Source organism: Streptomyces sp. NBC_01288, assembly GCF_035982055.1.
In the GTDB taxonomy this organism is placed as follows: domain Bacteria; phylum Actinomycetota; class Actinomycetes; order Streptomycetales; family Streptomycetaceae; genus Streptomyces.
This window is the reverse complement of sequence record NZ_CP108427.1, coordinates 5547665-5572964: the sequence shown is the minus strand read 5'-3', so window position 1 is coordinate 5572964 and position 25300 is coordinate 5547665. Positions and strand designations below refer to the sequence as shown.

Sequence of the window (25300 nt, the reverse complement as noted above, 5' to 3'; positions counted from 1 at the left end):
CCTATTTGAGGGGAAGCCGCAGGATCATCGTCTCGTCCGGTGCCTGCGGCGGGACCTGGCGCAGGGTCATCGTGTCCTCCGAACGATGCGAGCGGTGCGAACGATGCCGTCCCGTTCCGGTGATCGCCATTTCGGGGAGCGGACCCGCAAGTCGCGCGTACGCGCCGCCCCTTGCCACCAACTCCGCGTGCGTTCCCGTCTCCACCAACCGTCCGCCTTCCACCACCAGGATGCGGTCCGCGTCCGGGGCGAGGCTCAGGTCGTGGGTGATCATGATGGTCGTACGGCCCGACATCAGGCGGCGTAGAGGCTGGATCACCTGGCGGGCGGCCACCGAGTCGAGGCCGGCCGTCGGTTCGTCCAGGACCAGGACCGGGGCCTCTCGGAGCATCGCCCGGGCGATCGCGATCCGTTGGAGCTGACCGCCGGAGAGGGCCGCCGTGCCGGGGGCGATCTGGGTGTCGTAACCCTCGGGGAGGGAGGTGATGAAGTCGTGCGCCGCCGCCGACCTCGCCGCCCGTTCGATCTCCTCGTCCGTCGCGCCGGGGCGGCCGCACTCGATGTTCTCGCGGACCGTGCCGTTGAGGATGAGGGTCTGCTGGGGGAGCAACGCGACGTTCTCCCGCAGGAATTCGAGGGGTACGTCGCGGAGGGGGACGCCGTCCAGGCAGATCACGCCCGCCGAGGGGTCGTAGAAGCGGGTGAGGAGTTTGGAGAGCGTGGACTTGCCCGCCCCGCTCTCGCCGGTGATGATCACCAGCTCGCCCGGGTCCGCCCTGAAGGTGACTTCGTCGACCGAGTTCCGGGTCGCGCCGGGGTAGGCGAAGGTCACACCGTGGAAGCTGACCCAGCCGTGGACGGGCCAGGCGGGGACGGGTTGGCTGGGGTCGCCGACGGACGGGGTGGCGTCCAGGATCTCGTTGATACGGGCGGCGCCGGCCGTGGCGGCGGTGAGGGTGAGGCCGAGTTGGCCGAGGTTGCGGACGGGCGGGTACAGGTAGCCGATGAAGGCCGCGAAGGCGAGGAGGGCGCCGAGGGTCATGCGGTCGGCGGAGATCTCCCAGACGCCGAGGCCGATCACCGACAGGACGCAGAGGGTCTCTACGACCTCCACGAACTGCTCGTACATCTCGCTCAGGCGGGCGCCGCGCACCGACGCCTTCATCCATGCGCGCGCTTCGACGTCGAGGCGCTTCTCCTCGTCGCGGCGGCGGTTGTACGCCTGGGTGAGGACCACGTTGCCGAGGGACTCCGCCACCACGGACGTGATCGCGCCGTCCGCGACCCGCTCGTCCGTCGAGGCCTGCTTGATACGGCCCGAGAAACGGCGGGCGGCGATGAGGAACAGGGGAGCGAGGACGAACGTGGCCAGGGCCAGGTCCCAGCGGAGGTACAGGGCCGCGCAGGCGTAGAAGACCGCGGAGAAGGCCGCCGAGATCGTGCCTACGACTCCGGACACGACCATCTGCTCGATGGCCTCGACGTCTCCGGTGAGGCGTTCGACCAGGTCGCCCTGGCGGTGCTTCTGGAAGAAGTGGGGCGGGAGGTCCTGGACGTGCCGGAAGACGTTCGCGCGCAGGCGCAGGACGAAGCGTTCGGCGGTCCAGGTGGCGAGGGAGTTGCCGAAGTAGCCGACGAGCGCGCCCAGTGCGGCGACACCGAGCCAGGCCGCGGCCGGGCCCCAGAAGGCGGACAGCGAACCGGACTTGAGGGCGTTGTCGGTGAGGTCCGCGAACAGCAGGATCGCGGCGGTCTCGGAGAGCGCCGACACCACGACACACGCGATGATCACCGCGAGCCACTTGCGGTCACCGCGGGTCAGCGGCCAGAAACGGCGGAAGGCCTCACGGGCTTCCCTCATGGTCAACTCCCTTCAGAGCGTGGGCTGGTCATGGCCGAGGCGGGGCCACCGGAGCGAGTTCGCTCGCTAACCGGTGGCCCCGCCTCAGGGTGTGCTGGATCAGCCCTTGTGGCCGACGGGGCGCTTCGGGGCGGGCTTCTTCGGCGCCTTCTTCTTGGGGGCCGGGGCGGGCTTGTGGCTCTTCTTGACGGGGACGATCTTGTGGAAGCTCATGGCGGGGTCCCTCCCGGTAAGTGCCGCTGTAGTGCGGCGAGTTGTGGGGTACTGCGGGTGGTACTGCGGGTGCTGCGGGTCTTCTACGGCCTGCCCTGCGGCTTACTTGTGGCCGACCGGACGACGCTTCGGGGCCGGAGCCGGCTTCTTCGGGGCCTTCTTGGGCGCCGGAGCGGGCTTGTGGGCCTTCTTGACCGGGGCGATCTTGTGGAAGCTCATGGTGGGGTCCCTCCCGGTAAGTGCCGCTCAGCCGCGGCGAGTTGTGGAGTGGTGCGAGTACTGCGGGTGGTGCTGCGGGTGCTCTGAGTGGTGCGGGTGCTGCGGGTCTTCTACGGCCGGGCCGGCGGCTTACTTGTGGCCCACGGGGCGGCGCTTCGGGGCCGCCGCCGGCTTCTTCGCGGGCTTCTTCTTCGGGGCCGGGGCGGGCTTGGGGGCCTTCTTCACCGGGGCGATCTTGTGGAAGCTCATGTCTGTGTCCCTCTCCGTCGCGGCTGCTGCCGGCTCTGCTGCGGTTCTGCAACAGTTCCTCTACCGATCTGCTGCAATTGCCTTTGAACTACTTCTGAATTACGTCTGTAAATTCTCTGTCAGCCCTTGTGGTCGACCGGGCGACGCTTCGGGGCGGGCTTCTTCGGCGCCGGCTTCTTGGGGGCCGGGGCGGGCTTGCGGGTCTGCCTGATGGGGTGAATCTTGTTGAAGCTCATGGTTTATTTCCCTCCCTGGGAATTCTTATCCGTGGTTTATCGCGGCTGGTCGGACGGGCTACTTGTGGCCGACCGGGCGGCGCTTCGGGGCCGGGGCGTGCTTCTTCGGGGCCTTCTTGGGCGCCGGGGCGGGCTTGGGGGCCTTCTTCACCGGGGCGATCTTGTGGAAGCTCATCGTGCTCTCCTTCGTCTCTTGCGTTCTCTTGCGTCTTCTTGTCGTTTGCGCTGTTCGCTTTCGACATGGAAAACACTACTGGACTTCTGACGCAGGAAAAGACTTTTTCGCTTAGACCTTCCTGAGCAATCCCTGTGGAAGATTCTTATGGACTTTGCGGAACTGAACCCGCTCTTACACAGAATTTAAAACGGGAAAACAGTAAGGGGCCCGGTGCCGACCTACGCGGCACCGGGCCCCTGAGCAGGGAAAAGCTGCTGACTGTTACTGGACGATCGTGATCCGGTTCGCCGCCGGGGGCACCAGCGGGCCGGTGGCCGACGAGTTCGCCGTCAGGTAGTCCGCCAGCGCGGTCAGGTCGTCCGTGCCGACCAGGTCGCCCGTGCCCTGCCCCAGCGTCGTGAAGCCGTCACCGCCGCCCGCGAGGAAGCTGTTCGTCGCGACGCGGTACGTGGCCGCCGGGTCGATCGCGGAACCGTTGAGCCTGATCGAGTCCGTGACCACCCGGTCCGCGCCCGTCTTCGTCAGGTCCAGCGTGTACGTCAGCCCGGACGACACCTGGAGCACCTTCGGCGCCGCCGTGTTCGTGCCGCTCACCTGTTCCTTGAGCGCCTGGATCACCTGGGCGCCGGTGAAGTCCTGGAGGTTCACCGTGTTCGCGAACGGCTGCACCGTGAAGCCCTCGGCGTACGTCACCACGCCGTCGCCCTCGGCACCGGTGGCCTTGTAGGTCAGCCCCGCCCGCACCCCGCCCGGGTTCATCAGCGCGAGGTCGGTCTCCGGGTCCAGCCGCTTGCCGTAGGCGAGTTGGGCGTCCGCGATGAGGTCGCCCATCGGGGACTCGGTGCCGGTGTTGTTGACGTCCCCGGCGATGTAGCCGATCGCGCGGTTGCCGATGGGGGCCGCGAGGGTGTTCCACTTGCCGATCAGGGAGGTCATGTCGGCGGCCTTGGGCACGGTCCGGGTGACCACGTGGTTCGCCGACTTGACCGCCGTACGCGCGATGTCGCCCGTCTTACGGTCGTACGTCAGCGTGGTGTCCGTGTAGAGGCGGCCGAAGGAGGCCGCCGAAGTGACCATACGGGGCTTGCCACTTGGGTCGTCGATCGTGCAGACGTACGCGTTGTGCGTGTGGCCGGTGACGAGCGCGTCCACCGCCGGGGTGACGTTCTTCGCGATGTCGACGATCGGGCCGGAGATGCCGGAGCCCGAACCGGACGCGTCGCAGTCGTAGTTGTACGACGCGGAGGCCGGGAAGCCGCCCTCGTGGATCAGCGCGACGATCGACTTGACGCCCTGCTTCTGGAGCTCCTTGGCGTACTTGTTGATCGTCTCGACCTCGTCCTTGAACTGGAGGCCCTTGACGCCGTCCGCGGAGACGATGCCCGGGGTGCCCTCCAGGGTCACGCCGATGAAGCCGACCTTGACGCCGTTCTTCTTCCACACCCAATAGGGCTTCAGGATCGGCTTCTTGGTCTTCTCGTCGAGGACGTTGGCCGCGAGGTAGGGGAAGTCGGCGCCCTTGAACTTCTTGTCCGCGTAGCAGCCGTCGGTGGGGTGGCAGCCGCCGTTCTGGAGCCGCGCCAGCTCCTTCGCGCCCTCGTCGAACTCGTGGTTGCCGACCGAAGTGACGTCCAGATCAAGCTTGTTGAGGGCCTCGATCGTCGGCTCGTCGTGGAACAGGCCCGAGATCAGCGGGGACGCGCCGACCATGTCGCCGCCGGCCGCGGTGATCGAGTACGGGTTGCCCTTGCGGGCGTCGCGCAGATGCGTCGCGAGGTACTCGACGCCGCCCGCGTCGATCGTCTTCGTCGTGCCGTCCGGCTGGAGTTCGGCGACGCGGCCGGAGGAACCGGACGGGGGCTCCAGGTTGCCGTGCAGGTCGTTGAAGGAGAGGAGTTGAACGTCCTGGTAGCGGCTGGGCTTGGAGCTGTGGCCGTGGCCGCTTCCGCTTCCCTTTCCGGTCGGGTTGCCGTGCGCGTCGGCGGGGAGTGCCGCGGCCAGCGCACCCGCCGTGGCCAGGCTCACCGTGGCGGCGAGGAGTGCGGCGGTACGGCGTCTGCGCGGGCGGTTCGGCTGGGTTGTGGCTGGCATGAGCCCCCCTGTGTGTCGGCTGAGAAGGTCACCACGTTCCGGCGCAGCCTAGGGTCAACGCGCGTAGCGTGACAGGGGGTTCTTGGTTACATCCTGGTTTCTTCTTTGCCGCCACTTTGCGGGGGGATCGGCTTACCCTCATACCCATGACCAGCGACGACACCGTACGGCCCGCGCCCGGCTCCCGTTCCATCGAGACGTACTCCGCGCTCACCCCGGACCAGGCGGAGGCCGTCCTCGCGCTGATCGCCGAGGCCGCCCGCGTCGACGGGCAGCAGGCGGTGTCCGAGCAGGGTCGGTTGCGGATCCGCGGGGGTGAGCGGGACGGGGTCTCGCATCTGCTGCTGACCCTGGGCGCCGAACTCGTGGGCTACGCGCAGCTGGAGGACACCGATCCGGTGGAGGCGCCGGCCGCCGAACTCGTCGTCCACCCCTCCCACCGGGGGCACGGTCACGGGCGGGCGCTCGGCGCCGCGCTGCTGGCCGCGTCGGGGAAACGGCTCCGGGTGTGGGCGCACGGTGGGCATGCCGCCGCGCGTCATCTCGCGCAGGTTCTCGGGCTCACGATGTTCCGTGAACTCCGGCAGCTGCGGCGGCCGTTGACCGACCTGGAGTTGCCGGATCCGGTGCTCGCGGAGGGCGTGACCGTACGGACCTTCGTCCCCGGCGTCGACGACGCGGCATGGCTCGCCGTGAACGCCGCGGCCTTCGCCCACCACCCCGAGCAGGGTTCCCTCACCCAGGGCGACCTGGACGACCGTAAGTCCGAGGCGTGGTTCGACCCCGAGGGGTTCTTCCTGGCGGAACGGGGCGGGGAGCTGGTGGGCTTCCACTGGACCAAGGTCCACGAGCAGGAGCAGCTCGGTGAGGTCTACGTCGTCGGGGTGCTGCCGGGGGCGCAGGGTGGGGGGCTGGGCAAGGCGTTGACGACGATCGGGCTACGGCACCTGGCCTCGCAGGGGCTTCCTACGGCGATGCTGTACGTCGACGCGGACAACAAGGCGGCGGTGTCGGTGTACGAGCGGCTGGGATTCACGACGTACGAGACGGACCTGATGTACCGCTCGGAGTCGTAGGGTTCGCTGCGCCTGCTCGGGCGGTGCGGCCCTTTGCCCGTCCCCGCCGGAGGGGACCCTCCCCGCGAAAGTGTGACACTTTCCACTGGAGTGTCACACTTCTACGGCTCACTCCCCCTACCCCCCTGGCACTGAGCGCCCCGCCCGCCACTCAACGTCGAAGACTCCTCAAGCCGCAGCGAGCTCGCACCACACGAGCTTCCCCCGCCTGCCGTGCCGGGACAACGGCTGCCAGCCCCACTGATCGGCACAGACCCGGACCAGCGCGAGACCGCGCCCGTCCTCCGCGTCGCCGAGTTCCTCCAACGGCCTTGGCGGCTCCGGCGGTTCGGGATCGGCGTCCCAGGCACCGAGCCGCAGCACCCCCGCCGGCCAGCCCACCCGCAGGGCGGCGGGCCCCTTCGTGTGCCGTACGGCGTTGGCGACCAGCTCCGTCGCGAGGAGTTCGGCGGTGTCGGCCAGCCGGATCAGTCCGTGCACGGTGAGGATCAGCCGGAGGGTGCGACGGCTGACGGTGACGGCGCGCAGGTCGTTCGGGACGTAGAGGCAGTACTTCCCAGGGCACGGGCGGGTTTTCGGGCATGCGTCAACTCCGCTTCGGTGATGGGGGTTTCGGAGGACTGCGGGGTGCCGCGGGCGGTGGCTTGCCGCAGCCGTGCTGGCAGGACGGAGTGGTGCGCTTCCGGTGCCCCGGGATTGCCGCAGTGTGTGCGTCGCATCACCGACGGTAGACCTAGCATTTTAAGTTTTGCAAGCCGGTCGCGTAATCTGACCCCCGAACGAGTCGCGCCCACCGGCGCGTTGGGAGGAACAGTCGTGGCATTGAGGCGCGAGCCAACGGCACGTCAGATGCGCCTGGCGGTCGAGTTGCGCAGACTCCGCGACGCGGCAGGTCTCGCGGCCCGCGAGGGAGCAGCGCTGCTCGGAGTGAGTTCCGCGCAGATCAGTCAGATCGAGGCGGCCCTCGCCGGCGTCAGTGAAAAGCGGCTGCGTCGGTTGGCGGCCAACTATGCAGCCACGGATGAGGAGTTCATCGACGCCCTCGTCGTCATGGCGACCGACCGGACCCGCGGTTGGTGGGAGGAGTATCGAGGTTCGCTGCCCACCCCGTTCCTCGACCTGGCCGAGCTGGAGCACCATGCCAGCTGCCGATGGGACGTGGACTTCCTGCACATCCCGGGCCTTCTACAGACCGAGGACTACGCCCGGGCCCTCTTCTCCTACGTGAACCCGGAGTTCCCGGAGAGCGAGGTGGAGAGCTGGGTGGAACACCGGATGAGGCGCAGGACCATCATCGAGCGCCCCGACCCGATCCCGTACGAGACGTTGATCCACGAGGCGGCCCTGCGTATCCGGGTCGGCGACCAGATCACGGCGCGGGCCCAACTCACCCGTGTCCTGGAACTCTCCGAAGCCCACCACGTCACCGTGCGTGTCATCCCCTTCGATCTGAACGGCTTCGGCGGGGCCGGAAGCGCCATGGTGTACGCGGGCGGTGCCGTCCCGCAGTTGGACACGGTCGTACGTGACGGCCCCAACGGCCCCGTTTTCATTGACTCCGAGGCCCAGCTCAATCGCTATCGAGCCCTCTTCCGTAGGGTGGAGGCGGTGTCACTTGAGCCCGAGCGTTCGCGTGACTTCATCCACAGGCTGGCGAAGGAGCTGTGACCGCATGATCACCCCTGGCATATGGCAGAAGTCATCGTTCTCCGGGGGCGGCCAGGGCGACGCCTGCGTGGAGGTCGCCCATCGTCACCCGCACATAGCCATCAGGGACTCCAAAACCCCGGCCCGAGCCACCCTCACCTTGCCCACCCCCACCTTCACCACCTTCGTAGAAGCCCTGAAGGAGAACCCCGGACCCTGAACCGCCTCGTCCTCAGACGCCGGACACGCCGGACCCTGCCGACCGGATGGGAATCAGCCGCCTGCGCTTCAGCGGTTCCGGTCCGCACGCCGCCCATACCAGGGCCGCCCCCACCAGCACCATCGCCCAGTGGTCGTGCCCCACCCCCCACGGTTTCTCCGTCGGGGAGACGTACATCCCCCAGTCGTTCGGCAGGGCCACGCGCGACACCAGGGCGATGACCAGGAAACCGGCGGCCACGCGCTGGCCCGGTTCCGGCTCGGCCGTGAAGCGGAGGGCCGCCCCCGCTGCCGCGAGGGAGAGGACCGCCGCTGCCGCCGCCTCCAGGGTCATGTCGCCCACCGGAGGGCGGATCTTCGACGGGATCAGCAGGACCGCCGCTGTCCACCAGGCCGCCGCGAACGGGGCCACCAGTGCCACCCGCAGGGTCGTGCGGAGGATGCGGCGGGTCGGTACCGAGGACGTCAGGTCGCGGGTCGGGTCGTCGAGGACGAAGGCCAGGCCCAGGGCGAAGGTGAGGGCGGCGGCGCGCAGGGCGACGAGTGCGGACCACGGGTCCGGTTCGTCCGCGAGGAGGCGGGGCAGGGCCGCGATCAGTAGGGCCACCGCTGCGGTCACGCCCAGCGCCCGTACCGGGAGGGCGCGCAGGACCGGGTGGATCAGCTGCGTCAACACCCTTGCTGTAGAGGGCCGTTGGGCGTCCGCCCGCTCTGTCTCCCCGCTCTCCCTCGTCATCACTCGCACTTGTCGGCCCCACCGGGAGCCTTGACGCCCAGCAGCTGAGCGACCTTTGCCGTCGTCACCTTCGGAGAAGTCAGTTCGGCCCAGTGCGCCTTCACCTTCGGGGTGACCGTGGACGGGCCCGCGGCGAGCAACTCCCTTACGACGCTGGTCTGTCCGGCCGTCATGGTCATTCCGTTGGTCGGCGACAGGACGACGGAGGAGCCGGTCACGGTGTCGCTCAGGCGGACCGCGCGGAGCTCGGTCACCGGGTCGGACGTCCAGCCCAGGGCCAGCCACATGATGGTGACCATGCGGCCGTCGCACACGTCACCGCCGGCCTTCTCGTTCCCGAGGACCAGTACGGAGGCGACCGCGGCCGAGAATTCCGGCGTCCGGGGCCCGCCCCACATCGTGCGCACGGTGACCTGGTTCGGCGCGGTGGACGGGTCGATCGCTCCGTCGCCATCCATGCCGTAGCGGGCCTCGACCCGTTGCCGTACGAGGAGCTTCTGGGTCTGGGCGGTGCCGCCCGCGAGGGACTGGACGTGGTCCGTGACGTCGGCCCATGTCGCCGTCCTGGGGCCCCACTCGGGGAACGCGCAGTACGTCGAACGGCCGTGCCGGACGCAGGACTCGACCTTCTGCGGGGTGAGCGTGGCCACGGTGCGGGCCGCGACCGTCTCCGACGGGACGCCAGCCGCCTGGCCGATCCCGCCGACCATGCCGAGCGCGACCGCTCCGGCCAGCGAGCCCGCCAGTACCGCCGTCGACGTCTTCGTGCGGCCCTTGCTGATCAGTACCGCCAGCAGGGCGAGGGCCAGCGCCAGGCCCGTCAGGTAGAGGGAGTGCGAGACGGCCGGGCGGCCGATCAGGTCGGAGGGGATCGTCTTGGTGCTCGCCACGCCCACGACCGGGGTCAGCCAGGTCGAGGCACCGCCGCCGCCGAACGAGACCGGCGCGAGGACGGACATCACGAGGAGCAGCACCGCGGCCACCGGGATCGCGAACGGCTTCGGCACCAGCCTCGCCATCAGCAGGCCGATCGCCCCGCACAGCAGCACGCACAGGGGGCCCACCAGCAGCTCACCCACCGAACCGTTGCCCACCGCCGTCGACTTGACCGCCTGCCAGCCGAACTGGGCCGCCACGCCCAGCGCGACGAGTCCGGTCACCGGCAGGATCGACAGCGCGTGGGCTGCCGTACGGCGCCACGGTTCGAGGGCCACGACCCCGAACAGCCGCTCCGTGTCGTGCCGTCGGGAGCGCAGCACGGCCTGGTTGACGCAGAGCAGGACCGCGAAGCCGACCAGCAGCGGGCCCGTCTGGGTTTCGCGGTCGACGTCCTGGAGGGCCGGGTAGCCGTACCAGGCGCCCTTGGTGCGCCACACGATCCAGGCGACGTAGGCCGCCAGCATGAACAGCACCGGGATACGGAGGAGGAGTTTGCGGGACTCGAAGCGGGCCAGGGCGAAGATCGCCTGCCAGGACTGGCGGGCCGGTGCCGTGCTCGTCTCGGCGGGGGTCAGGGTCAGTACGGTGCTCATGCCGTCGCCTCCGCGTGCATGCCGTCGAGGGTGAGCAAGTAGCCGTCCTCCAGGGTGGGTTCGACGAGTTCGGCGCCGGGCGGCGGGTCGCCCACGTTGCGGAAGACGCCCAGGCCGGTGCGCCAGCCCGCCTTCGCGTCGGGGTCGCGTTCCGAGCTGCTCCACACGCGGCCCGCGGCCCGTGCGGTGAGTTCGGCCGGGGTGCCGTCGAAGCGGACCCGGCCGACGGCCATCACGACGACGCGGTGGCAGAGCATCGCCACGTCCTCGGTCTGGTGGGTGGACAGGAGAACCGTTCGCCCCTCCCCCGCGCGGGCGATCAACTCCCTGAAGCGCATGCGCTGTTCGGGGTCCAGGCCGACCGTCGGCTCGTCCAGGACCAGGAAACCCGGGTCGCCCACCAGCGCCGCCGCGAGCGCGACCCGCTGGCGCATACCGCCGGACAGCTTCTTGATGCGCTTGCCGCGTACGTCCGACAGGTCGACCTCGGCGAGCACGCGCCGTACCTCGTTGTGGCGGGCGGTGCGGTCGGTCAACTCCTTGAGGATCGCGACGTAGTCGACGAAGTCGAAGGCCGTGAAGTCGGGGTGGAAGCCCGGTGTCTGCGGGAGGTAGCCGAGCACGCGCCGGGTCTCCTGACGGCCGGCGGGCGTGCGGGGGTCGTGACCGAGGACGGTGAACGCGCCCTCGTCGGCGGGGACCGCGGTGGCCAGCACCCTCAACAGGGTCGTCTTTCCGGCCCCGTTGGGGCCGAGCAGGCCGGTGACGCCTTCGGTGAGCCGCAGCGACACGTCGTCGAGGGCGGTCGTCAGGCCGTAGCGCAGGCTGAGCCCGGCCGCGGAGACGGTGGTGGTCATGACGTACTCCAGTCAGGAAGTCGTAGTCGTCGTCGTAGCGAAATTCAGCAAGTCGTAGCGAAATTCAGGCTGTTGGGCGGAAGCCCGGGGTCTTCGTGTCGAAGCGGTCGCGGGCCAGGTAGAGGAGGCCCGCGGCGAGGACCGCCACCGCCGCGGCCACCGTCTGGCCGGTCGCGGTGAACGGGGCGAGCGTGCCGCCGTGCGTCGCCCGCTCGTGGGCCGTCACCAGCAGGGCGGTCCAGGCCACGCCGACCACACCCGGCGCGAGGACCGGGCCCAGGCGCGGGGTCAGCGCGAGGCTCGTCGAGGTGAGGGCGAGCGCGGGGAGCAGCCAGGCCAGGGCGGCGAGGCCGTATCCGGGCAGGGCCAGGGTCGCGAGGCCGTTCAGGCCAAGTCCCGCCACCAGTACGGCGGTTGTGCGGATCATGAGCAGTTTGAAGCCGTGCATCGGGGCCACGACGGTCATCTCGTAGGTCGGGTCGAGCACCGGGCCGTACGCCATCGCCACGCCCGCGAGCGGCAGCAGCGGGGCGAGGGCGAGGAAGACGTCGGGTGCCGCGACGTTCGAGGCGTCGGTCATCAGGACCGTCATCACGAGCAGCAGGGCCACCGCGCCGAACCACGAGCGGCGCAGCACCGGTGTCGCCGCGAGCAGCCGTGCCGTGTGGTCGGCCACGCCGATCCGGACGAGCAGGGATTCCACCAACCCCCTTCTGGGGGCGTCGAGTTCGGCGTCGAGGCGTTCCCAGCCCGCGTCGAGGGCCACCGGGTCGGTGACGGACGCCAACAGGGCCCGGCACTCGGCGCACCGGGCGAGGTGGGTGTCGGCGGACCAGAGCATGGGCGGTGCCAACTCGCCCCGCGCATAGGCGCGTACGTCGTCTTCGGCCACATGCCAGGTCATGCCAGCTCCTCCCGCAGTTGCTTACGGGCCCGCATGGCCCGTGTCTTGACCGTGCCGGCGGGGATGCCCAGCAGCACGGCGGCCTCCCGGGTGGTCAGCCCGTCGATCACGGTGGCCTGGAGGACCGCCCGCAGCTCCGGCGAGAGCCGGACCAGGGCGCCGGCGAGATCCCCGTGCTCCACCCCCGCGAGCACGCGCTCCTCCGCCGACGCCTCGTCCCTGTGCCGGAGCCGCGCCAGCGCCTGCCGCAGCCGGCCGCGCGCCCCGTCGCCGCGCAGCACGTCGATCAGCCGCCGCGACCCGATCCGCCACAGCCACCCGGCCACATCGCCGTCCTCGCGGTAGCGCGCACTGCCCCGCCACACCGCGAGAAACGTCTCCTGTACGACGTCGTCGACCATCCCGGCGTCGGCGCAGCGGCCGCGCAGCCGCGCGGTCAGCCAGGGCGCGTACCGCCGGTACAGCTCCTCGAACGCGCGCCGGTCGCCGTCCGCCGCGATGGCCCGCAGCAGCTCCCCGTCGCTTCCCGTATCGCTCACGTCTCCTCATCGCACGAGCCCCGCCGATCGGTTCACGGACCGGCACATCGATCTCACTTGACTTTCTCAGCCCCCTTGCACCACCCTTTCACTACTCAATTAGTGAAAGGGTGGTGGAACCCAGTGGTCGAGTACCGCATCGACCGGCACAGCGGCGTGGCCACCTATGTACAGATCGTCCAGCAGACCAAGCAGGCACTGCGCCTGGGAATGCTGGAGCCCGGCGACAAGCTGCCGACGGCCCGCGAGGTCGTCGAGGCCACGGCCATCAACCCGAACACCGTCCTGAAGGCCTACCGCGAGCTGGAGCGTGAGGGACTGGTCGAGGCCCGGCGCGGACTCGGCACCTTCATCCGCAAGGGGCTGAGCATCACGCCCGCCGACTCGCCGCTGCGGTTAGAGCTCGACGACTGGGCCGCGCGGGCCCAGGAGGCCGGCCTGGGCCGGGACGACGTCGCCGCGCTCTTCACCGCCGTACTCGAAAAGCACTTCCAAGGAGAAGACTGATGACAGGCACCGCCGCGATAGAGGCCGCCGCTCTCGGCAAGCGGTTCGGCCGGCGGGGAGGGTGGGCCCTGCGGGACTGCGCCTTCCGACTGCCCGCCGGACGTGTCTGCGCGGTCGTGGGACCGAACGGCGCGGGCAAGTCCACGCTCCTCGCACTCGCCGCCGGGCTGCTCGCCCCGACCGAGGGCGCGATATCCGTCCTCGGCACGGCGCCGGGCGCGGCCCGCGAGCGGGTCGCCTACGTCGCGCAGGACAAGCCCCTCTACCCGCAGCTCACCGTCGCCGAGACGCTGCGCATGGGCGCCGACCTGAACACCGACCGCTGGGACCCCTCCGTCGCCCAACGCATCGTGGACGACGGGGACTTGAACCCGAAGTCCCGCATCCGCACCCTCTCCGGCGGCCAGTGCACCCGCGTCGCCCTCGCCCTGGCGCTGGCCAAGCGGCCCGAACTGCTGCTGCTGGACGAGCCGATGGCCGACCTGGACCCGCTGGCCCGGCACGAGATGATGGGCCTCCTGATGGCGCGGGCCGCCGAGTCCGGCACCACGATCGTGATGTCCTCGCACGTGGTGGCCGAACTGGAGGACTCCTGCGACCACCTGCTGCTGATCGGCGGCGGCCGGGTCCGGCTCGCCGGGGAGATCGACGAGCTGCTCGCCGCGCACGTCCATGTGTCCGCGCCCGCGCACGCGGTCCTCGCCCCGCACACGGTCGTCGAGTCGCGCACCACCGGCCGCCAACTCAGCGCCCTGGTCCGCCCGTCGAGCACCCTCGACACCGACTGGCGCACCAGCACCCCTTCACTGGAGGAGCTGGTCCTCTCCTATCTGCGCAACCCCGAAGCCGGCGGCACCAAGACCCCGGAATCCGTCGCGTGACCGCCCTCGCGACACCCCCGGCGCCCCTGCGCCCTCGGAAGGCTGTGCTCTTTTCTAACCATTCAAGCGCCGTGAGAGTGGTTAGTTTTACCCACAGCCTCCAGCACCCACCCATCCCCAACGCTCCGGAGACCGCCGCATGACCGCCCTCGCCACACCGCCGGTCACCGGACGCCAGGCCGGATCCTCGCCGCATCTGCTCCGCTGGCTGATCCGCCTGCACCGGCCCGCCCTGGTCGCCTGGGTCCTGTTCGTGCTCGTCCTCGGCGGGCTGCTGCTGTGGGTCGGCGGGCCGCTCACCGACGCGGCGGTGGAGGGCTGGAAGCAGTACCACGCCTGCGAGTCGGGCGGTTGCGTGTACGACCCGAGCGCGGTCGCCCGCTACAAGGACTGGTACACGTACGCGACCTTCGCCGTCGTCGGCGTCCCCGTCCTGATCGCCGGCTGGTCCGGTGCCACGCTGACCAGTCGCGAACTGGAGCACGGCACCGCGCAGTTGGCGTGGACCCAGTCGGTCTCGCCGGCCCGCTGGCTCGCCGCCAAGCTCGCCCTGCCGGCCGTACTCGTCACCGTCGGCTCCGCCGTGCTCGTCGGGCTGCACCACTGGGCCTGGTCGACGGGCCAGGGCCGTCTCGACTCGGCCAAGAGCTGGTACGACGTCGGCACCTACGCCGCCAACGGCCCGGCCACCGCCGCCCTGGCCCTGGCCGCCCTGGCGATCGGCGCCCTCTTCGGCCTGCTCAAGCACAACTCCCTTGCCTCACTGGTCGGTTCGCTGTGCGGCACGGGGCTCCTGTGGAGCGTCATGGCCATCGCGACGCCGTACCTCTGGCCCACCGTCACCAAGCTCAGCAGCCTCAAGAACAGCGTCCCGCAGGGCTCCGGCATCGTCGTCGACCAGGGCCTGGTCACCTCCACCGGCGCCCACATCGCCAACCCGCAGTGCGGTGCCATCACCAACAGCGGCTGCCAGGCTGTCTACGCCAAGCTCGACGCCGTCGGCTACTACAACGACTACCACCCCCAATCCCACTACTGGCCGCTCCAGTTGACCGCGACCGCGATCATCCTCGCCGTCACCGCCGCCCTGGCCGTGGCCGCGTTCCGACTCCTCAAGCGCCAGACCGGCCCGTCGGCGCCCGCACGCAAGGCAGCCGCCGTATGACCACCCTGGCCCTGAGCCCCACCGCCCGACCGCAGCGCGCCGTACTGCGGCTGCACCGACCGGCGTTGACCCTCTGGGGCGCGTTCCTGCTGCTCGCCGTGGGCGCGCTGCTCTGGGTGCACCTGTTCCGGGCGCCCGCCGAACGGCACCCCGTCGACCAGTACTTCGTCCTCACCGACGTCAACAACGTCATGAACTTCCTTGGCGATGTGCTCAGTTACGTCTCCACAGCCGTGGCCGCCTGGACGGGTTCCGCGCTGATCGGCCGCGAGCTGGAGTCCGGCACGGCCCGCCTCGCCTGGACCCAGTCCGTCACCCCGGCCCGCTGGCTGACCGCCAAACTCACCGCGGCGGCGCTGCCGTTGACCGCCGGCAGCACCCTGCTCGGCCTGGTCTTCGCCTGGGTCTGGACCACCGACCAGGACGTCCTGGTCACCAACTGGTCCTGGGACCGCGTCCTCGTCCCGGCCGGCCCGATGTCCGTCGCCCTGGTCCTCTTCGCCCTGGCCGCCGGCACCCTCGCCGGAGTCGCCCTCGGCCGCGCACTGCCCGCGCTCGCGGTGGCCGCCGCCGTCACCTACGCGGCCCGCTACTTCTTCGGCCGCACCTGGGACGACATCTGGCCGGACCGCCACTTCTGGCCGGTCCAGCTCACGGCGACGGCCGTACTCCTCGCTCTCACCGCACTCGCCCTCGCGGCAGCCTTCACCCTGCTCGGCCGCCGTACGAACATCAAGGGAGCCGCCGTATGACCGCCCTGGCCACCGCCCCGACGGCCCGCACCCGTGCGGCCGGCCCCGTCCACGCGGTCCTGCGGTTGCAGCGCGGCGTCCTGATCGTCTGGGCGGTGCTCTTCACCGTCGCCGCCGGTGCCCTGCTGTGGGCCTACGGTCCCGGAGGGAACGCCGCCGCGGCCGACTGGAAGCGCAAGTGCGGCGCCCACGGGTGCGACTGGAGCGCCGCGATCACCAACTACCACCTGGCCTACGCGGGCGCCGAGTTCCTGATCGGCGTCATCCCGTACTTCGCCACCGCTCTGGCGGGCGCGGTCGTCGGCCGCGAGCTGGAGAACGGCACCGCGCGACTCGCCTGGACGCAGTCCCTCACCCCGACCCGCTGGCTCGCCACCACCCTCGCCGTGCCCGCCGCGCTCATCGCCACCGGCTCCACCGTCCTCGTCCTGCTGCACCGGCTGCTGTACGACGCCCACCAGGTGCCGATCACCTGGAGCTGGTGGAACGCGGAGACCTTCATCCCCAACGGCACCCTCGGCATCGCCTACCCCCTGCTCGGCCTCGCCGTCGGCGCCCTCGCGGGCCTGCTCCAGCGCCGCCTCCTGACCTCGATCGGCCTCGGGTTCGCCGCCACCGCACTCGCCCTCACCACCCTCGGCTTCGCCCGCCCGCACCTCTGGCCCTGGGCGACCAGCACCGGCGCCGACTACGAGACACCGCGGAACGTCCTCTACGGCGACGGCGGCGCCGTCACCTCCACCGGCGCCCACATCGCCGACCCGATGTGCCGCGACAGCACGGCGTGCCTCAAGGCCCACGACGTCACTGGCTTCTACAGCGAGTACCACCCCGCCTCCCACTTCTGGCCCCTCCAGCTCGTGGAGACCGGCATCGTCCTCGCCGTCACCGCCCTCGTCCTCGCCGCCGCCTTCACCCTCCTCAGGCGCCGCACGGCCTGACCGGAACCCACCTCCCCGCGGCTCCCAGGCATCCGTTACGTTCATTTCCGCGCCGTGGACGTCCGGGAGCCGCCCCCCGATATCCCGCACGCCATGTCGCCGTAACCAACGGTTCAGACGGGCTTGCGACGCTCGGCGAATGAAGCCCGTCGTGCCAGAGCCTTCGCCGCCTCCCGAGGTGAACGGGAGCAACGGGGCCGTCGTCCCGCTCCTTCCGGCGCTGTCCGACGCGCCTGTATCACCGGTGGCGCGGAACAATGGGCACATGAGCAGCCAGCCCAACGCCCAGGCCCAGGTTCAGCACGCGCAGCCCTCCGTGGGCTCCATAGCCGCCCACCGCCCGCACACCGTGTCGGCGGCGGTCTCCGATCTGGAACCCGACATCGACGCCGACCTCGACGAGTACGAGGAGTCGCCGTACGACGGGCCCCAGCTGCCGCAGGGCCGCTTCCTGGACCGGGAGCGCAGCTGGCTCGCGTTCAACGAGCGGGTCCTGGAGCTGGCCGAGGACCCGAACACGCCCCTGCTGGAGCGGGCGAACTTCCTCGCGATCTTCGCCAGCAACCTGGACGAGTTCTTCATGGTCCGGGTGGCCGGCCTGAAGCGCCGTATCGCCACCGGTGTCGCCACCCGCTCCGCGTCCGGTCTCCAGCCGCGCGAGGTGCTGGAGATGATCTGGGCCCGCTCGCGCGAGCTCATGGCCCGGCACGCCGCCTGCTATCACGAGGACATCGCCCCCGCGCTGGCCGAGGAGGGCATCCACCTGGTCCGCTGGAACGAGCTGACGGAGAAGGAGCAGGCCCGCCTCTTCACGCTGTTCCGGCACCAGATCTTCCCGGTGCTGACCCCGCTGGCGGTCGACCCCGCGCACCCCTTCCCGTACATCTCGGGCCTCTCGCTGAACCTCGCGGTCGTCGTACGGAACCCGGTCACCGGCCACCGCCACTTCGCGCGCGTCAAGGTGCCGCCGCTGCTCTCCCGCTTCCTGGAGTCCTCCCCGGGCCGGTACGTCCCCCTGGAGGACGTCATCGCCGCCCATCTGGAGGAACTCTTCCCGGGCATGGAGATCCTGGAGCACCACGCGTTCCGGCTGACCCGCAACGAGGATCTCGAAGTCGAGGAGGACGACGCCGAGAACCTGCTCCAGGCCCTGGAGAAGGAGCTCATGCGGCGCCGCTTCGGGCCGCCGGTGCGCTTGGAGGTCGAGGAGTCCATCGACCGCGAGGTGCTCGACCTGCTGGTGCGCGAGCTGAAGATCAGCGAGGCCGAGGTGTACCCGCTGCCGGGTCCCCTCGACCTGACCGGCCTGTTCCGGATCGGCGGCCTGGACCGGCCCGAGCTGAAGTACCCGAAGTTCATCGCGGGCACCCACCGCGACCTCGCCGAGGTCGAGTCCGCGTCCGCGCCCGACATCTTCGCCGCCCTGCGCAACCGGGACGTGCTGCTGCACCACCCGTACGACTCGTTCTCCACGTCCGTCCAGCGGTTCCTGGAGCAGGCGGCGAACGACGACGACGTCCTCGCGATCAAGCAGACCCTGTACCGCACCTCGGGCGACTCCCCGATCGTCGACGCGCTCATAGAGGCGGCCGAGGCCGGCAAGCAGGTCCTCGTCCTGGTCGAGATCAAGGCCCGCTTCGACGAGCACGCCAACATCAAGTGGGCGCGCAAGCTGGAGGAGGCGGGCTGCCATGTCGTCTACGGCCTGGTCGGTCTCAAGACGCACTGCAAGCTGTCGCTCGTGGTCCGCCAGGAGGGCGACCTGCTGCGCCGCTACAGCCACGTCGGCACCGGCAACTACCACCCGAAGACGGCCCGCCTGTACGAGGACCTCGGGCTGCTGACGGCGGACCCGCAGGTCGGCGCCGACCTCTCGGACCTCTTCAACCGGCTGTCCGGCTACTCGCGCCGCGAGACCTACCGCCGCCTGCTGGTCGCCCCCAAGTCCCTGCGCGACGGCCTGATCGCCCGGATCAACAAGGAGGTCCAGCACCACCGTGCCGGGCGCCCCGCGTTCATCCGCATCAAGGTCAACTCGATGGTGGACGAGGCGATCATCGACTCGCTGTACCGCGCGTCCCAGGCGGGCGTCCCGGTCGACGTGTGGGTCCGCGGCATCTGCGCGGTCCGGCCCGGCGTCCCCGGCCTGTCCGAGAACATCCGCGTACGGTCCATCCTCGGCCGCTTCCTCGAACACTCCCGCGTCTTCGGCTTCGGCAACGGAGGCGAGCCCGAGGTGTGGATCGGCAGCGCCGACATGATGCACCGCAACCTCGACCGTCGGATCGAGGCCCTCGTCAGGGTCACCGACCCGGCCCACCGCGCCTCGATCAGCCGGCTGCTGGAAACCGGCATGTCGGACACCACTTCCTCCTGGCACCTGGGCCCGGACGGCGAGTGGACCCGGCACGCGACCGACGCGGAGGGCCAACCACTGCGCAACGTCCAGGAGATGCTCATAGACGCCCGGAGGCGCCGGCGTGGCACAGCAACACCTTGACCCGACGGATCCCACGGCCCGGGCCGTGACAGGTGACGCCCTCGCGGGCTACCTGCGCGGCCAGGCCACCGAGTTCCTCCGCGCCCTGCGGCTGCACCGGGAGACCGGCAACGGGCAGAACGGCACCGAGGACTCCGTCGACGCGGCGCGCGCCCTGCGCCACTCGGCCCGCCGGATCAGCGGCACCCTGCACACCTTCCGTCCGCTGCTGGACGCCGACTGGTCCGAGGCGATGCGCCCCGAACTGGCATGGCTGTCCGGCACGTTGGCCCTGGAGCACGCGTGCGCGGCCCGCCTGGAGCGGCTCCTGCTGGCCCTGCACCGGCTGTCGGGTTCCACGGCGTTCCCCGCCCAGTCGGTGGCCTCGGCGGTCGGCGGCCGGATCACCGGCGCGGGCCGGGGCGTCCCGGCACCCGCCACAGCCGTCGGCCGCGGACCGGCCACGTCCCCGACCGCCACCGCCGAGCGCGGCAACCTCACCGTGGGCGCGGCCAAGGCCGGTGCCCTGCTGGAGCGCCAGCTCACCCTGGCCCGGACCCGGGCCCACTCCACCGCCCTCCAGGCCCTCGGCTCCTCCCGCTTCCACGCGGTCGCCGACAAGGTCGCCGTGCTGGCCAGCGAGGTCCCGCTGACCCCGGCCGCGGCCGGCACCGACCTGCGCGCGCTGGCCGCCGCCGCCGGGGAGCGCCTCACCGACGCGGTCACCGCGCTGCCCCTGGTCACCGCCGGGCACCCGTACAACGCCGAGGCCCTCATCCACGGCCTCTCCCCCGACCCCGCCCCGCACCCCCAGGACGGCCCCTGGCACCAGGTCCGGCTGCTGCTGCGCCTGCACCGCTACGCCGGTGAGGTCCTGCACGCGGACGGCGCGCCGATGGACGTACGCCTGCTGACGGCCGGCCAGGCCCTCAATCTGCACCGGGACGCCTCGGAGGCCGCCGCGGCGGCCGCGTCGGCGGCCCGCACCCCGCGCATCGCCCCGGCGACCGCGTACGCGCTCGGCGTGCTCCACGCCGACCAGCGCCACGAGGTGGAGGCGGCCCGCTTCGCCTTCCATCAGTCGTGGCAGAAACAGGCGGTGGGCACGCCCTGACGCCCTGAGCAGAGCCGCGCACCACCCCCGCGCAGAGGAGACGGTGAACCACCAGTGACTTCCTCCACGAACGACACCATCGTCCAGGCAGCGGGCTGCGTCCTGTGGCGCCACCGGTCCGCCGGAGACCTCGAACTGGCGCTGGTCCACCGGCCCAAGTGGGACGACTGGTCGTGGCCCAAGGGCAAGCTCAAGCGGGGCGAGACCTTCGAGGACGCGGCCCGGCGCGAGGTGCTCGAAGAGACCGGCTACACGTGCAGGCTGGGGACGAGACTCCCGTCGGCCCACTACACCGACCACCACGGGCGCCCCAAAGAGGTCCGCTACTGGGCGGCCGAGGTGACCGACGGAGCCTTCGCGCCCAACGACGAGGTGAACACGCTGCTCTGGCTCCGGCCGGCCGAGGCCCAACGGCGACTCACCTACGAGCGGGACCGCGACCTGATCTCCCTCGTGCTGATCGCGGTCGGCACGGACGAGGACCCTCTCGACTGAGGCTCGGCTCGACTACGGGGTGTCGTCGCGGCTTTCGGCCGTGCCGACGACGACGAGTTCTCCGCTCTCCAGCAGCTCCGCGAGCACCCGCGGCGCGCGCTTGAAGTGGCAGTGGTCCCGCTGTGCGCGGCCGATCACCCGGTCCGGGTGGCCGAGCGCCGCCAGCACGTCCCAGTGCAGGCCCTGCGCCCAGACGTACCCCGGCTCCCCGTCGACGTCCATGTCCCTCTCGTCCAGCGGGGTGTCCGCGAGCGCGCAGGCCAGCCGGTACCCGTCCACGGGACCGGCGGCGAAGTCCAGGAACACGGCGGGGTCCGCGTCCGCGGGGGTGCCGTCGGCGGGCTCGTCGTCCTGGACGCCCGGCCAGGAGTCGTAGCGGTAGGCACGGACTCCGTCCCGCCAGACCTCCAGCTCCAGCCGGTCGCCGTCGTACTGGAAGGCGGCCAGCACCGGAACGCCCAAGGCGGCGCCGACCGGCCCGGCGACCGAGAAGACACCGTTGCCGTCGATGAACCGGTCCGGATGGACGAGGCAGAATCCCGGCCCGGCGGGCGCCGCGTAGGCGGCCACGCGGACCTCGCGCAGAACGGGGGCCGCCCGGTCGAGCGGCAGGGGAATCAACAGCGTGCCGTACGTGGCCACGGCCTCACCTCCGAGAACGCCGTGAACCTACGTGCCCACGGCACCGCGAGGCCGGCGAAATACGCTCGCCGTCCCGCGGTGCCGTCCCGCCCACCTCGCGTTACGTTGCGAACGGGCGGCCACGGCAGGTCCCTCACCCGGCCGAGGGACCGCCCCTCGTGGAGACGCCGGGGACCGCTCCACACCTGGCATAGTCCGGAACCAGCCCGTGTCCTCGACGTGAGCGTTCCGTGACCTAACCGCACCGCCCACAGGGGTTCACCCTCCGTTCACTTATGCCCATAGGCGCCTTCACCTGTTCTGCCTAATTTCGGCCTTACGCGATGCGAGCCGCGACCTGGGGGTCGCCACCCGTGTCACCCCGTCTTCGCACGCCGCCGTAATTCAGGACGGCGGCTCTCGGAAGGAACTCTTTCAAGTGAAGCTTCAGCGCATGAACCGGCGGGCCCTCACCCTCGGTGCTCTCGCGGTCTCCGGCGCCCTGGCCCTCACGGCGTGCGGCTCGGACGACAACGGCGGCTCTTCGAGCAGCACCAGCTCCTCGGCGGCCAACGCCAGCTCCGCCAACTGCGGCGCCGCGAAGAAGGGCCAGCAGCTGCTGGCCGACGGCTCCTCCGCGCAGAAGAACGCGATCGACGCGTGGGTGAAGGCGTTCAGCCAGGCCTGCGGTGTCCAGATCAACTACAAGGGCGGCGGCTCCGGCGCCGGCGTCACCTCCTTCAACCAGGGTCAGCTGGCCTTCGCCGGTTCCGACTCCGCGCTGAAGCCCGAAGAGGTCACCGCCTCCAAGCAGGTCTGCTCCGGCGGCCAGGGCATCGACCTCCCGATGGTCGGCGGCCCGATCGCGCTCGGCTACAACGTCCCGGGTGTCGACAACCTGGTCCTGGACGCCCCGACGCTCGCCAAGATCTTCGACAGCAAGATCACCAAGTGGAACGACGCGGCGATCAAGAAGCTGAACCCGTCCGCCACGCTGCCCGACCTCAAGATCCAGGCGTTCCACCGCTCGGACGAGTCCGGCACCACGGACAACTTCACCAAGTACCTGATCGCCACCACCGCCGCCAACTGGAAGTACTCCGGCGGCAAGGCCTGGCAGGCCAAGGGCGGCCAGTCCGCGGCCGGCTCCGCGGGCGTCGCCCAGCAGGTCAAGGCGACCTCGGGTGCCATCGGCTACTTCGAGCTCTCCTACGTCGGTGACGGCGTCAAGGCCGTCAGCATCGACACCGGTGCCGCCGCCCCGGTCGCGCCCAGCACCGACAGCGCCACCAAGGACATCGCCGACGCCAAGGTCGTCGGCACCGGCTCCGACCTGTCGCTCAAGCTGAACTACAACACCAAGGCCGAGGGCGCGTACCCGATCACCCTGGTGACGTACGAGATCGTCTGCGACAAGGGCAACAAGGCCGCCACGCTGCCCGCGACGAAGGCGTTCCTCACCTACATCGCCAGCGAGGAGGGCCAGAAGGTCCTCAGCACCATCGACTACGCGCCGATCCCCGACGCGATCATCACCAAGGTTCGCAGCACCATCGCGAGCATCAGCTAGTCCGAGTGTGCGGCCGGGTCCCGGACCAGGGACCCGGCCGCACCGTCCGGTGCACCGCCGCCACGGACCCCACACCGCACGTGTGGACCCGCAGACCGGAGAAACCCGATGGACATATCGACCAAGAACCCCGCAGAGGCACCGCCTCCCACCCCAGCACCCTCGGCCGCCGTGCAGAAGCGCACGGCCCGCGGCGCCACCCGACCCGGTGACCGGATCTTCCTCGGTCTCTCCCGCGGGTCGGGCATCCTGCTGTTGGTGATCATGGCCGCGATCGCGGTCTTCCTCACCTATCGCGCCTCCCTCGCGATCAGCAAGGACCACGCGAACTTCCTCACCACCTTCGAGTGGAACACCAACCTGTTGCCGCCGAAGTTCGGCATCGCCGTCCTGGCGTTCGGCACGGTGGTGTCCTCGATCATCGCCATGGTCATCGCGGTCCCGATCGCGGTCGCCATCGCCCTGTTCACCACGCACTACGCCCCGCGCAAGCTCCGCGGCCCGGTCTCCTACGTGATCGACCTGCTGGCCGCCGTACCGTCCATCGTGTACGGCCTGTGGGGCGCCCTGATCCTCGTACCGCACATGGTCGGGCTCTTCGGGTGGCTGAACGACTACCTCGGCTGGACCGGGATCTTCTCCTGGGACGAAGGCGCCCCCCGCTCGATGCTCACCGTCGGCATCCTGCTGGCGATCATGATCCTGCCGATCATCACCAACGTGAGCCGCGAGGTCTTCCGCCAGGCCCCGCAGATGATCGAGGAGGCGGCCCTCGCCCTCGGTGCCACCCGCTGGGAGGTCATCCGCATGGCGGTGATCCCCTTCGGCCGCTCCGGCGTGATCTCCGCCTCGATGCTCGGCCTCGGCCGCGCGCTCGGCGAGACGATGGCCGTCGCCACCGTGCTCTCGCCCGACTTCATCATCCACGCCAGCCTGCTCAACCCGGGCGGCGGAACCTTCGCCCAGAACATCGCCAGCAAGTTCAGCGAGGCGTCGGCGGACGGCCGGGACGCGCTCATCGCGTCCGGTCTCGTCCTGTTCGTCATCACCCTGCTGGTCAACGGTGCGGCCCGGCTCATCATCGCCCGCCGCGCGGAGTACTCGGGGGCCAACGCATGAGCAACGCAGCCGTAGCGGAAAAGCCCGCGAGCACCCTCCAGGGCGCCACCCTCCCGAAGTGGTCGCCGTACGCGATCGCCGGCGGGTCGATCGTCCTGGCCGTCCTCATCGGACTGGTCGGCAGCCTCGACAGCAAGGTCCAGTGGGGCCTGATCGCGGCGATCCTCTTCGTCGTCGGTACGTACGTCATCGCCTCGCGCATCGAGGGCACCCGCCAGGCCAAGGACCGGATCGCGACCAGCCTGGTCTGGGTCGCGTTCATCCTCGCCGTCATCCCGCTCGTCTCCCTCCTGTGGACGACGATCTCGCGCGGCGTGAAGGTCCTGAACATCTACTTCCTGACCCACTCGATGGGCGTCGTCGCCGACTCCGAGCCCGGCGGCGGCATCTACCACGCCATCATCGGCAGCCTGGAGCAGGTCGGCCTCGCCACCCTGATCGGCGCCCCGATCGGTGTGCTCACCGCGATCTACCTGGTCGAGTACGGACGCGGCGCCCTCTCCAAGTGGGTCACGTTCTTCGTCGACGTCATGACGGGCATCCCGTCGATCGTCGCGGGTCTGTTCATCCTGTCCCTGATGCTCATGTGGGACATGGAGCCCTTCGGCTTCGCCGGTTCCTGCGCCCTGGCCATCCTGATGATGCCGGTCGTGGTCCGCTCCACCGAGGAGATGCTGAAGCTCGTCCCGAACGAGCTGCGCGAGGCCTCCCTCGCCCTCGGCATCCCGAAGTGGCGCACGATCCTCAAGGTCGTCCTCCCCACCGCGATCGGCGGCATCACCACCGGCATCATGCTGGCGGTCGCCCGTATCGCCGGCGAGACCGCGCCCGTCCTGCTGCTGGTGTTCGGCAACCCGTTCATCAACAACGACCCGTTCCACGGGGCCCAGGCGTCGCTGCCGCTGTACATCTACCAGCAGTTCGCGCAGAGCGCGGGCGCCGGAGCGGCCTACGACCGCGCCTGGGCGGCCTCGCTCACCCTGATCGCCTTCGTGATGATCCTCAACCTGGTGGCCCGCGGCATCGCCCGCTGGAAGGCCCCCAAGACCGGTCGCTAAAGCATCGATATGCGGCTACCGCCGCGCGGGGCCCCTCCGGC

General features: G+C 70.4%; 22 protein-coding genes and 1 pseudogene. 14 read left to right on the top strand and 9 right to left on the bottom strand.

Annotated features, from left to right (window positions below):
- Position 1: 1 nt before the first annotated feature.
- Both OG194_RS24990 and OG194_RS24985 read right to left on the bottom strand, forming a co-directional pair.
- Entirely contained in the window at positions 2 to 1861 is a 1860-nt protein-coding gene (locus OG194_RS24990) for an ABC transporter ATP-binding protein (protein WP_327403029.1), read from the bottom strand.
- 1356 nt (positions 1862 to 3217) lie between these two features.
- Complete coding sequence (locus OG194_RS24985; RefSeq protein ID WP_327403028.1) at positions 3218 to 5047, bottom strand: bifunctional metallophosphatase/5'-nucleotidase; 1830 nt, start codon at positions 5045 to 5047, stop codon at positions 3218 to 3220.
- Positions 5048 to 5193: 146 nt separating this feature from the next.
- On the opposite strand from OG194_RS24985, the gene mshD reads away from it, so the two are divergent.
- The gene (mshD, locus tag OG194_RS24980) at positions 5194 to 6123 is read left to right on the top strand and encodes a mycothiol synthase (protein ID WP_327403027.1); all 930 of its coding nucleotides are present in this window, start codon (positions 5194 to 5196) and stop codon (positions 6121 to 6123) included.
- A 168-nt stretch (positions 6124 to 6291) separates the two neighbouring features.
- Here the strand turns inward: mshD and OG194_RS24975 are convergent, their stop codons facing one another.
- The gene (locus tag OG194_RS24975) at positions 6292 to 6603 is read right to left on the bottom strand and encodes an ATP-binding protein (protein WP_442811622.1); all 312 of its coding nucleotides are present in this window, start codon (positions 6601 to 6603) and stop codon (positions 6292 to 6294) included.
- 336 nt (positions 6604 to 6939) lie between these two features.
- Here OG194_RS24975 and OG194_RS24970 point away from each other — a divergent pair, with 336 nt between their 5' ends.
- Together OG194_RS24970 and OG194_RS24965 are read left to right on the top strand one after the other, a co-directional pair.
- A complete protein-coding gene (locus OG194_RS24970) occupies positions 6940 to 7791 on the top strand; it encodes a helix-turn-helix domain-containing protein (protein WP_327403026.1) in 852 nt (283 codons plus the stop codon).
- 4 nt (positions 7792 to 7795) lie between these two features.
- Positions 7796 to 7990 (top strand): DUF397 domain-containing protein, encoded by a 195-nt coding sequence (locus OG194_RS24965; protein WP_327403025.1) that lies wholly within the window; start codon positions 7796 to 7798, stop codon positions 7988 to 7990.
- A 12-nt stretch (positions 7991 to 8002) separates the two neighbouring features.
- Here the strand turns inward: OG194_RS24965 and OG194_RS24960 are convergent, their stop codons facing one another.
- The 5 genes from OG194_RS24960 to OG194_RS24940 form a co-directional block, all read right to left on the bottom strand.
- Positions 8003 to 8665, bottom strand: coding sequence for an ABC transporter (locus OG194_RS24960; RefSeq protein WP_327407199.1), 663 nt, complete (start codon positions 8663 to 8665; stop codon positions 8003 to 8005).
- A 59-nt stretch (positions 8666 to 8724) separates the two neighbouring features.
- Positions 8725 to 10257, bottom strand: a complete 1533-nt coding sequence (locus OG194_RS24955) for an ABC transporter permease (RefSeq protein ID WP_327403024.1) — start codon at positions 10255 to 10257, stop codon at positions 8725 to 8727.
- Positions 10254 to 11114 carry an ABC transporter ATP-binding protein gene (locus OG194_RS24950; protein ID WP_327403023.1) on the bottom strand — a complete coding sequence of 287 codons (861 nt, stop codon included), beginning with the start codon at positions 11112 to 11114 and terminating at the stop codon, positions 10254 to 10256. Before OG194_RS24950 ends, OG194_RS24955 begins: the two co-directional genes overlap by 4 nt.
- Before the next feature lie 64 nt (positions 11115 to 11178).
- On the bottom strand, positions 11179 to 12018 hold the full coding sequence (locus OG194_RS24945; protein WP_327403022.1) for a zf-HC2 domain-containing protein: 840 nt from the start codon (positions 12016 to 12018) through the stop codon (positions 11179 to 11181).
- Positions 12015 to 12557, bottom strand: a complete 543-nt coding sequence (locus tag OG194_RS24940; protein ID WP_327403021.1) for an RNA polymerase sigma factor — start codon at positions 12555 to 12557, stop codon at positions 12015 to 12017. Before OG194_RS24940 ends, OG194_RS24945 begins: the two co-directional genes overlap by 4 nt.
- A gap of 123 nt (positions 12558 to 12680) precedes the next feature.
- Here OG194_RS24940 and OG194_RS24935 point away from each other — a divergent pair, with 123 nt between their 5' ends.
- The 8 genes and pseudogenes from OG194_RS24935 (at position 12681) to OG194_RS24900 (ending at position 20891) form a co-directional block, all read left to right on the top strand.
- Positions 12681 to 13064, top strand: coding sequence for a GntR family transcriptional regulator (locus tag OG194_RS24935; protein WP_327403020.1), 384 nt, complete (start codon positions 12681 to 12683; stop codon positions 13062 to 13064).
- Positions 13064 to 13561: pseudogene (locus tag OG194_RS47665) on the top strand (ATP-binding cassette domain-containing protein); the annotation flags it as partial. The gene OG194_RS24935 and the pseudogene OG194_RS47665, both read left to right, overlap by 1 nt.
- Positions 13562 to 14084: 523 nt before the next feature.
- A complete protein-coding gene (locus OG194_RS24925; RefSeq protein WP_327403018.1) occupies positions 14085 to 15110 on the top strand; it encodes an ABC transporter permease in 1026 nt (341 codons plus the stop codon).
- The gene (locus tag OG194_RS24920) at positions 15107 to 15862 is read left to right on the top strand and encodes a hypothetical protein (protein WP_327403017.1); all 756 of its coding nucleotides are present in this window, start codon (positions 15107 to 15109) and stop codon (positions 15860 to 15862) included. The genes OG194_RS24925 and OG194_RS24920 overlap by 4 nt, the downstream gene beginning before the upstream one ends.
- On the top strand, positions 15859 to 16803 hold the full coding sequence (locus OG194_RS24915; RefSeq protein ID WP_327403016.1) for a hypothetical protein: 945 nt from the start codon (positions 15859 to 15861) through the stop codon (positions 16801 to 16803). Before OG194_RS24920 ends, OG194_RS24915 begins: the two co-directional genes overlap by 4 nt.
- A gap of 139 nt (positions 16804 to 16942) precedes the next feature.
- Positions 16943 to 19303 (top strand): RNA degradosome polyphosphate kinase, encoded by a 2361-nt coding sequence (locus OG194_RS24910; protein ID WP_327403015.1) that lies wholly within the window; start codon positions 16943 to 16945, stop codon positions 19301 to 19303.
- Positions 19284 to 20396, top strand: coding sequence for a CHAD domain-containing protein (locus tag OG194_RS24905; protein WP_327403014.1), 1113 nt, complete (start codon positions 19284 to 19286; stop codon positions 20394 to 20396). Before OG194_RS24910 ends, OG194_RS24905 begins: the two co-directional genes overlap by 20 nt.
- Before the next feature lie 54 nt (positions 20397 to 20450).
- The gene (locus tag OG194_RS24900; protein WP_327403013.1) at positions 20451 to 20891 is read left to right on the top strand and encodes an NUDIX hydrolase; all 441 of its coding nucleotides are present in this window, start codon (positions 20451 to 20453) and stop codon (positions 20889 to 20891) included.
- Between the two features lie 12 nt (positions 20892 to 20903).
- On the opposite strand, the gene OG194_RS24895 is transcribed toward OG194_RS24900, so the two are convergent.
- A complete protein-coding gene (locus OG194_RS24895; protein WP_327403012.1) occupies positions 20904 to 21533 on the bottom strand; it encodes a hypothetical protein in 630 nt (209 codons plus the stop codon).
- 418 nt (positions 21534 to 21951) lie between these two features.
- On the opposite strand from OG194_RS24895, the gene pstS reads away from it, so the two are divergent.
- The 3 genes from pstS (at position 21952) to pstA (ending at position 25259) form a co-directional block, all read left to right on the top strand.
- The gene (pstS, locus tag OG194_RS24890) at positions 21952 to 23082 is read left to right on the top strand and encodes a phosphate ABC transporter substrate-binding protein PstS (RefSeq protein WP_327403011.1); all 1131 of its coding nucleotides are present in this window, start codon (positions 21952 to 21954) and stop codon (positions 23080 to 23082) included.
- 108 nt (positions 23083 to 23190) lie between these two features.
- Positions 23191 to 24201: a phosphate ABC transporter permease subunit PstC gene (pstC, locus tag OG194_RS24885; RefSeq protein ID WP_327403010.1), complete on the top strand. Its 1011-nt coding sequence runs from the start codon at positions 23191 to 23193 to the stop codon at positions 24199 to 24201.
- Positions 24198 to 25259: a phosphate ABC transporter permease PstA gene (gene pstA, locus OG194_RS24880; protein WP_327403009.1), complete on the top strand. Its 1062-nt coding sequence runs from the start codon at positions 24198 to 24200 to the stop codon at positions 25257 to 25259. The genes pstC and pstA overlap by 4 nt, the downstream gene beginning before the upstream one ends.
- The last annotated feature ends 41 nt before the right edge of the window (positions 25260 to 25300 follow it).